Raw genomic sequence first — 7,506 nt, 5'->3', positions numbered from 1 at the left:
GGTTGCACAGTACCGAGACACAGCTTACGCGATTCACGCCCGCCCCTCGGCCTGCGGCCTCGGGACGGGATTCTCTCGCTGTTGAAAGATAGTTTATATTTCCACTCGTGATATTACGGTTTAGATATATCATGAGCACTCGAACAGGAACGAGCTCCGGGACGACACCGTTGGCAACGACGTGGCGGTATCTCGCGGCCGCCGGACTCCTCATCTCGCTGTTGGGCGTGGTCGCGATCGTCGTCCCGTTGGTGACGGGTCTCGCGCTGTCCGCACTCCTGGGAGCGTTGCTCGTCGTGAGTGGTCTCAGTCATGGGGTCCACGTGTTCTCCGCACGCGGCTGGACAGGTGCACTCAGTCAGGGGCTGCTGGCGCTGCTGTACGTCGTCGGCGGGATCGTCACGCTGGTCAATCCCGTGCTCGGACTGACGACGCTCACGCTTGTCCTGGCCGTCGTGTTCGTGTTCAACGGCGTGCTCGAAATTCTCATGGGAATCAGACTGCGTTCGCGGCCGAACTGGTGGTGGCCGATCGCGAGCGGGATCCTCGCGCTGGCCGTTGGCGTGTTGCTGTGGATTGGCTGGCCGAGTACCGCCGAATGGGCGATCGGCCTGCTCTTCGGCGTGAACCTCCTCAGCTCCGGCCTTTCGATGGTGTTCCTCGCGCTGAACGGGCGACGTGCAGCACGCGATGGCTCCGCCATCGGCACCTGAACCGGATCTCTGCACCGCCATCGGTCCTCGGATCACGACGGTGTTCGGACGACTGTCGTTGGCGGCGCGTGCAGGGGGGGGGAGAGAAATGTACTAGTATCTTTACGCTGCGCCCCGATGGTCGCTAGTGATGAGTGAACTCCCGGGCCTGTTCGCCCCCGAGCGCGTCGCCGTCGTCGGTGCAACCGAGCGCGACGGGTCGGTCGGGCGAGCGGTCACGGCCAACCTCCTCGAATTCGACGGTGACGTGGTTCCCGTCAACCCGGGCACGGAGACGGTGTTCGACCGCGCGTGCTATCCCGATCTCGGTTCGGTGCCCGATCCCGTCGATCTCGCCGTCGTGGTCGTGCCGGCCGAGATCGCCGTCGACGTCGTCCGCGACGCCGGGGAGGCCGGCATCGAAAACGTCGTCGTGCTCACCGCCGGTTTCGGTGAGACCGGCAGCAAAGGAGCCACACGCGAGCGCGAACTCCAGGAGACGGCCAGCGAATACGGGCTGAATCTCGTCGGGCCGAACAGCGTCGGCGTGATGAGCACCGCGGTGAACATGAACGCGACGTTCGGTCCCGAGAGCGCTCGAGACGGCTCGATATCGTTCATGAGCCAGTCGGGTGCGTTCATCACCGCCGTGCTCGACTGGGCCAACGACCGCGATATCGGCTTTCGCGACGTGGTATCGCTCGGCAACAAAGCCGTCCTCGACGAGCGCGATTTCGTCGCGGCGTGGGGCGAGAGCGACGACACGAGCGCCGTCATCGGCTATCTGGAGGACATCGCCGACGGGAGCGGGTTCATCGAGACCGCCCGGGAGGTCACACAGGAGACGCCGATCGTGGTGGTGAAATCCGGTCGCACGGAGGCGGGCGCGCAGGCAGCCTCCTCGCACACGGGGGCGATCGCCGGCAGCGAGCGCGCGTACGAGGCGGGTCTCGAACAGGCGGGCGTCATCCGTGCGGAGACGGTCGAGGAGCTGTTCGACGCCGCGACCATGCTCGACGGCCAGCCGCTCCCCGAGAGCGATGGGGTTGCCGTGATCACGAACGCCGGCGGACCGGGCGTGCTGGCGACCGATGCGATCGGCGACTCACAGCTGGAACTTACCTCGTTCACCGACGATACGCTCGACTCGTTCGCGGAGGTCCTCCCCGACGAAGCGGACATCTACAACCCGGTCGACGTCATCGGCGATGCAGCGGCCGAGCGGTTCAGCGACGCGCTCGACGTCGCGCTTGCCGATCCGAACGTCGGTGCGGCGCTCGTGCTCGCCTGCCCGACGGCCGTGCTCTCCTTCGAGGAGCTCGCCGAGATCACGACCGCAACACAGGCCGAGCACGGCCTCCCGGTGGCCGCCTGTCTGATGGGCGGCGAATCGACACAGGCGGCCCAGTCGATCCTCGACGACGCGGGCATACCGACGTATTTCGACCCGGCACGAGCGGTCACGGGTCTCGACTCGCTCGCCCGCTATCGAGAGATCTCGACCCGCGAGTACGCAGCCCCGACGTCGTTCGACGTCGACGAGGCGGCTGCCCGGGAAATCATCGAGCGGGCGGCCGACCGTCCCTCGAACGCGCTCGGGATCGAGGCGATGGAGCTGCTCGATGCCTACGGTATTCCGACGCCCGAAGGGGCCGTCGTCGACACGCCGAGCGACGCCGAACGCCGTGCGGCCGAGATCGACGGCGACGTCGTCATGAAAGTCGCCAGCCCGGACATTCAGCACAAATCCGATATCGGCGGCGTCCGTGTCGGCGTTCCCGACGACGCGGTGGCGGACACCTACGAGGATCTCGTCGCTCGCGCGAAGAACTACCAGCCGAACGCGACCGTGCTCGGCGTCCAGCTCCAAGAACAGGTCGACCTCGATGCCGGTACCGAGACCATCGTCGGCGTGAACCGCGATCCGCAGTTCGGCCCTCTACTCCTGTTCGGTCTCGGCGGCATCTTCGTCGAAACGCTCGAAGACGTCGCCGTCAGGGTCGCCCCCGTGAGCGAACCGATGGCCGCGGCCATGATCGACGAGATCGATGCTGCACCGTTGCTTCGCGGCGCTCGGGGCCGTACTCCCGTCGACGAGGAAGCGCTCGTCGAGACCATCCAGCGCATCTCGCAGCTGGTGACCGATTTTCCGTCCCTTCTCGAACTCGATATCAACCCACTCGTCGCCACGCCGGACGGCGTCGTGGCGGTGGATCTCGCGGCGACGATCGACCCGGAGGAACTCGACCGATGAACCCGATACTATTCACCACGACCGACGAGAGCACCGGCAAGACGGCCATCGCACTCGCGATCGCACGAATCGCCGCCGAGCGCGACGTGGACGCCGGCTACATGAAACCGAAGGGGACGCGCCTCCAGAGCAACGTCGGCAAGACGCTCGACAAGGATCCGCTACTCGCGGGCGAACTGCTCGATCTCGATGCCGAGGTGCACGACCTGGAGCCGGTGGTCTACTCACAGACGCTCGTCGAGACGGCACTGCGTGGCCAGGCCGATCCGGCTGAACTGCGCGAGCGCGTCACCGAGAGCTACCGCGAACTCGCCACCGGCCGTGAGCTGATCGTAATCGAGGGCGGCACCCGACTCTCGACGGGCGGGATCATCGATCTCACCGACCGGGACGTCGCGGAGCTGCTCGACACTCGGGTGGTTCTCATCGCCCACTACGACGAGCCCGGCGACATCGACGACGTACTCGCGGCGACCCGACAGCTCGACGAGGTAGACGGCGTGCTGTTCAACGGCGTGTCCGACGACAACTACGACGAGCTGACGACCGACGCCATCCCGTTCCTCGAAGACCGTGGGATACCGGTTCTCGGGGTGGTGCCCCACCAGCGCGAGCTCGCGGGCATCACCGTGGCGGATCTCGCCGACGAGCTCGGCGCACGAGTGCTCACCGACGAAACCCCGCTCGACGGTCTCGTCGAACGGGTTTCCGTCGGCGCCATGGGATCCGAAGCCGCACTCGGGCAGTTCCGACGCACGCGCTCGGCCGCGATGATCACCGGTGGTGATCGATCCGAGATTCAGACCGCGGCGCTGCAGGCGTCGGGCATCGCCTGTCTGCTTCTCACCGGCGGTCACAGCCCCCCACAGGCGGTTCTGGGTCGTGCTGAGAAGGCCGACGTACCGGTGCTCCGCGTCCCCTCCGACACCATCACGGCCGTCGACCGCGCCGAGGACGCCATCGCTGCTGGCCCTGCACGGAGCGCCGACACCATCGAGCGGATGCAGTCGCTACTCGTCGATCGACTCGATATCGACAGGCTCCTCGATCAGGATTGACACAGTAGCATTCAGCCAAGCAGGGAGACACAGCCAGCGGCGACGATACGAGCCACGTCGACCACGTCGTCGGTGTGAACGAATTCGCCGGCGCCATGGATGTTCTCGCCGTCGGGACCGACGATAACGGTCGGCAGACCGGCACGGTGGCCGAAGTAATTGAAGTCACCGACGCTCGAAAAGTAGCCGATGGCTGGTTCGTCGTCGGTGATCGTTTCGACACCACTCGACAGTGCGTCCACGAGCGAGTCGTCGACGTCGGTGACGTAGGGACCGTAGTGAACGTCCGGAGCGGGTGCTTCCCGAAAGTCGATCTGTACGTCGGAGTCGAGGTCGAGATCCGCGACGACGCGTTCTGCGTCCGCTCGGACGACGTCTTCCGTCTCGCCGACGACGACGTGGCGATCGACAAGCAGACGGCACGATTCCGGTACAGAAAGTGTCTCACCGCCACCCTCGATTTCGATCGGACAGACGGAGCCGTCGCCGAGTTTTTCGTGTGTGCCGACGTCCATTGCCGCGAACGCATCGGCCAACCGTCCCGCATCGACCACGGCGTTCGTACCCTTCTGTGGCTGTGAGCCGTGTGCAGCCTCGCCAGTCACGGTGATGTCGTAGAGAAATCGCCCGCGAGCGCCGAGCAGCAGGGCGGGGTTCTCGATCGTCGTCTGGGCGAGAATCGGGCCGGGTTCGGTGACGATCGCGGCGTCACACTCGTCGGTGATTCCGTCACGAATGAGTTGATTTGCACCCAGTCCGTAGGGACCCTCCTCGTCGACGACCGCGCTGAAGAGAAGATCACCCGCGAGATCCACGTCTGCCGCAGCGAGCCCGTCGAACGCGACCATGATGCCCGCGAGACCGCCCTTCATGTCACAGGCCCCCTGACCGTAGAGTTTGCCGTCCTCGATCCGTCCCGAGAGCGGATCCTCGTCCCACGCCTCGACGATCTCGACGGTGTCCATGTGGGCGTTCAACAGCAGCGTTGGAGCCTCCGGGTCGGAGCCTTCCAGTCGGGCGAGGACGTTGTTGCCCTCGAACTCCGTGATATCGGGTTCGCTCACTGGATGGTACTCTGGATCGTGCCCTCGTGAATCGAGCCAATCGTAGACGAACTCGGCGATCGCTTCCTCCTCGAAGTACGGACTGCGGATACGGACGAGCTCCTGGAGGAGGTCGATGGTTTCGTCGTGATCGATTCGCTCTGCGAGCCTGCCTGGGTCGACCGTTGCAGTGTCGAGCATATCGGCGGGATCGTCAGTCATCGGCGGTGGTCTCCTGAATATCGGGATCATATTCGGCAGAGGGGACACCCGGCAGCGTGTCGAGGATCGATTCGACGTCGGTGCCGGACTGCTGGCCACGATACCAGTAGATGCCGAACACGATGAAACCGATAATTACCCACGGAACGTAGACCGTGAGGGTGCCCTGGTAGGCCTGGGTGAGCAACACGAACGCGCCGATCGCGCCGACGAGGCCCGAAACGAGGAGACCGGCGCGGGAGTTGAAGTCGGCCTGTGCGACGATATCGGGCCTAGCGTACTGGGCGTAGAGCAACGACACCGAGACCGCGAAGTACGCGATGAGGTAGCTGAAAGTGGCGATCACGATCACCTGATTCAATCCCGTGGCGTAGAACGTCAGTGCCGAGGAGACCACGTACAGCGTGAGCAACGACCAGTGGGGTGAGCCGAACCGCTCGCTCACCACCGAGAATCGCTGTGGGAAGATCTCGTCCCACGACCACGAATAGGGCATCTTGATGGCCGCCGCCATCACCGCGTTCACGCTCGATGCAGTGGCGAGTAGGCCGCCAAATGCAACGATGGCGGTCGCGTCCGTCCCGAGGAACGTCTCGGCGGCGGTGGCGAGCGGGCGCGCCGAGTTGGCGAGGACGGTGTAGTCGCCGACCACGCCGTAGATCACCGCTGCGGTCCACATGTACAGCAGGGTGAGGATGATCGTCCCGCCGATCATCGCCAGCGGGAGGTTCCGACCGGGGTTTTTCACCTCAGCACCCATCTGGCCCGCGACGGCAATACCGATGTAGGCATAGAACAGCGGCGCGGCAGCGGCGAGGAAACCGCTCGATCCCCCAGTGAAAAACGGCCGATAGTTCGCGGTGTCGATGGAGAGTGATCCGGGGAGAACGAGCACGAGGATCGCAAGGACGAGCACCCCGAGAATGGCGCTTTGAGCGATGCTATACCCGCGCGTTCCGACGAGATTGATCAAAAAGAGGACGGTGAGAACCCCGAAACCGGCGAGGGCGATCCCAGTCCGACCCGCGACGAGGTCGGGAAAGAACACCTGAAGGTAGCTCCCGAAGCCGATGGCGAGACTCGCGTCGGCGGCCATATAGCCGAGCCATTTCGACCATGTGACGATAAATCCGGGTAGACGGCTGTTGAACGTGCGCGAGACGTACGAGTACGACCCCGCTGCGGCGGGAAAGATCGTCGACATCCAGCTGTAGTTGATGGCGACAGCTGTTGCAACCGCGCCCGCGAGCAACACCACGAGGATCACGCTTGGGCCGGTCGTAGAACTCGCGGTTCCGAGCGTGACGAACAGCCCCGCCCCGAGCGTTCCGCCGATGACGGTGCTCATTGCTCCATACGGGCCGATATCGCGTGCGAGACTACGGTCGTCTTTCTCGCTCGATTGTGTCATATGCTATCATGCTATAGCGAACCAATAAGCCACCTCCCTAGCATGAACGGGGTTACCCGCCAGCGAGCCCATCACTCCGATCGGGCTCACTCGTGGCCGAGGAGTTTGGCCTCGGCTTTCCGGAGGTGTTCGAGGAGAGTAGCCTTCGCAACGTCGAGTTCTTCGGCCAGCTCGGTAGCACTCACTTCTCGGGGCCACGCGTAGTAGTTCCGGCGACGAGCGAGATCGAAGACCTCTCGCTGGCGTCCTGAGAGGTCTGCTGTCGGGAGAACGCCGGATCCACCGTGTGGGATCGCGATGTCTTCGATACGGATTTCGGCATCTTTCTCCGCGCGGACAGCATCGAGGCGCTCGCCAAGTGTCTCACGGTCTGTCTCAGCGATGACAGTCCAATACTCCCGTCCCCCACACATTCTGACCGGTTCGTCCGGAATGAAGCCGCGTGAGACGAGCGCATCGTTGATCGAGTTCTCGATCGCATAGCGGACGACGATCGCACGGGACGCGCTTCCGGGAACCGTCTCACCCGTGGTGTGGAGAGGGTCGGTTTCCCAAACCGAGTCGGTGAGCGGCGAGTCCTGGATGGCGGCGATGAGCCGTTCGACCGCATCGGTCGTCTCGCCGTAAACCGTAAACCGACCGGTGGCAGCCCCGTCGATAGAATAGACGCCATGACCGAGCAGGCCGCCATCCCTGTCTTCGGTCACCGCGAGTGTCCAGCAGTCGGGGTGCCAGATATCGAGAGTCACACGCAAGCCCACTGCGGACTGCGATGGCGGGACCATCAGGAATAGTGGGGCCAGTGGAGTCAAAAACCGTTCGCTCG

Annotated in this window: 6 protein-coding genes; 3 read left to right on the top strand and 3 right to left on the bottom strand. The window is 64.4% G+C overall.

The window, feature by feature from the left end:
• Positions 1 to 170 precede the first annotated feature (170 nt).
• From C451_RS06210 to C451_RS06200, 3 genes are all read left to right on the top strand, one after another.
• Positions 171 to 713 (top strand): HdeD family acid-resistance protein, encoded by a 543-nt coding sequence (locus tag C451_RS06210; RefSeq protein ID WP_007738884.1) that lies wholly within the window; start codon positions 171 to 173, stop codon positions 711 to 713.
• A gap of 130 nt (positions 714 to 843) precedes the next feature.
• Positions 844 to 2,946 carry an acetate--CoA ligase family protein gene (locus tag C451_RS06205; RefSeq protein WP_007738883.1) on the top strand — a complete coding sequence of 701 codons (2,103 nt, stop codon included), beginning with the start codon at positions 844 to 846 and terminating at the stop codon, positions 2,944 to 2,946.
• Complete coding sequence (locus C451_RS06200; protein ID WP_007738881.1) at positions 2,943 to 4,004, top strand: phosphotransacetylase family protein; 1,062 nt, start codon at positions 2,943 to 2,945, stop codon at positions 4,002 to 4,004. Before C451_RS06205 ends, C451_RS06200 begins: the two co-directional genes overlap by 4 nt.
• An 11-nt stretch (positions 4,005 to 4,015) precedes the next feature.
• On the opposite strand, the gene C451_RS06195 is transcribed toward C451_RS06200, so the two are convergent.
• The 3 genes from C451_RS06195 to C451_RS06185 form a co-directional block, all read right to left on the bottom strand.
• Positions 4,016 to 5,269 (bottom strand): M20 family metallopeptidase, encoded by a 1,254-nt coding sequence (locus tag C451_RS06195; RefSeq protein ID WP_007738880.1) that lies wholly within the window; start codon positions 5,267 to 5,269, stop codon positions 4,016 to 4,018.
• The gene (locus C451_RS06190) at positions 5,262 to 6,680 is read right to left on the bottom strand and encodes an APC family permease (RefSeq protein WP_007738878.1); all 1,419 of its coding nucleotides are present in this window, start codon (positions 6,678 to 6,680) and stop codon (positions 5,262 to 5,264) included. The genes C451_RS06195 and C451_RS06190 overlap by 8 nt, the downstream gene beginning before the upstream one ends.
• A gap of 86 nt (positions 6,681 to 6,766) precedes the next feature.
• Positions 6,767 to 7,465 carry a helix-turn-helix domain-containing protein gene (locus tag C451_RS06185; protein ID WP_049913009.1) on the bottom strand — a complete coding sequence of 233 codons (699 nt, stop codon included), beginning with the start codon at positions 7,463 to 7,465 and terminating at the stop codon, positions 6,767 to 6,769.
• Between the last annotated feature and the right edge of the window lie 41 nt (positions 7,466 to 7,506).

The sequence above is a fragment of the Halococcus thailandensis JCM 13552 genome (assembly GCF_000336715.1).
Lineage (GTDB): Archaea > Halobacteriota > Halobacteria > Halobacteriales > Halococcaceae > Halococcus > Halococcus thailandensis.
This window is presented reverse-complemented; position numbering and strand designations above follow the sequence as displayed.

Coding starts and splice junctions, on each gene's coding strand:
- C451_RS06205 (WP_007738883.1), top strand. CDS start 844: ATGAGTGAACTCCCGGGCCTGTTCGCCCCCGAGCGCGTCGCCGTCGTC.
- C451_RS06200 (WP_007738881.1), top strand. CDS start 2,943: ATGAACCCGATACTATTCACCACGACCGACGAGAGCACCGGCAAGACG.
- C451_RS06195 (WP_007738880.1), bottom strand. CDS start 5,269: ATGACTGACGATCCCGCCGATATGCTCGACACTGCAACGGTCGACCCA.
- C451_RS06190 (WP_007738878.1), bottom strand. CDS start 6,680: ATGACACAATCGAGCGAGAAAGACGACCGTAGTCTCGCACGCGATATC.
- C451_RS06185 (WP_049913009.1), bottom strand. CDS start 7,465: ATGGTCCCGCCATCGCAGTCCGCAGTGGGCTTGCGTGTGACTCTCGAT.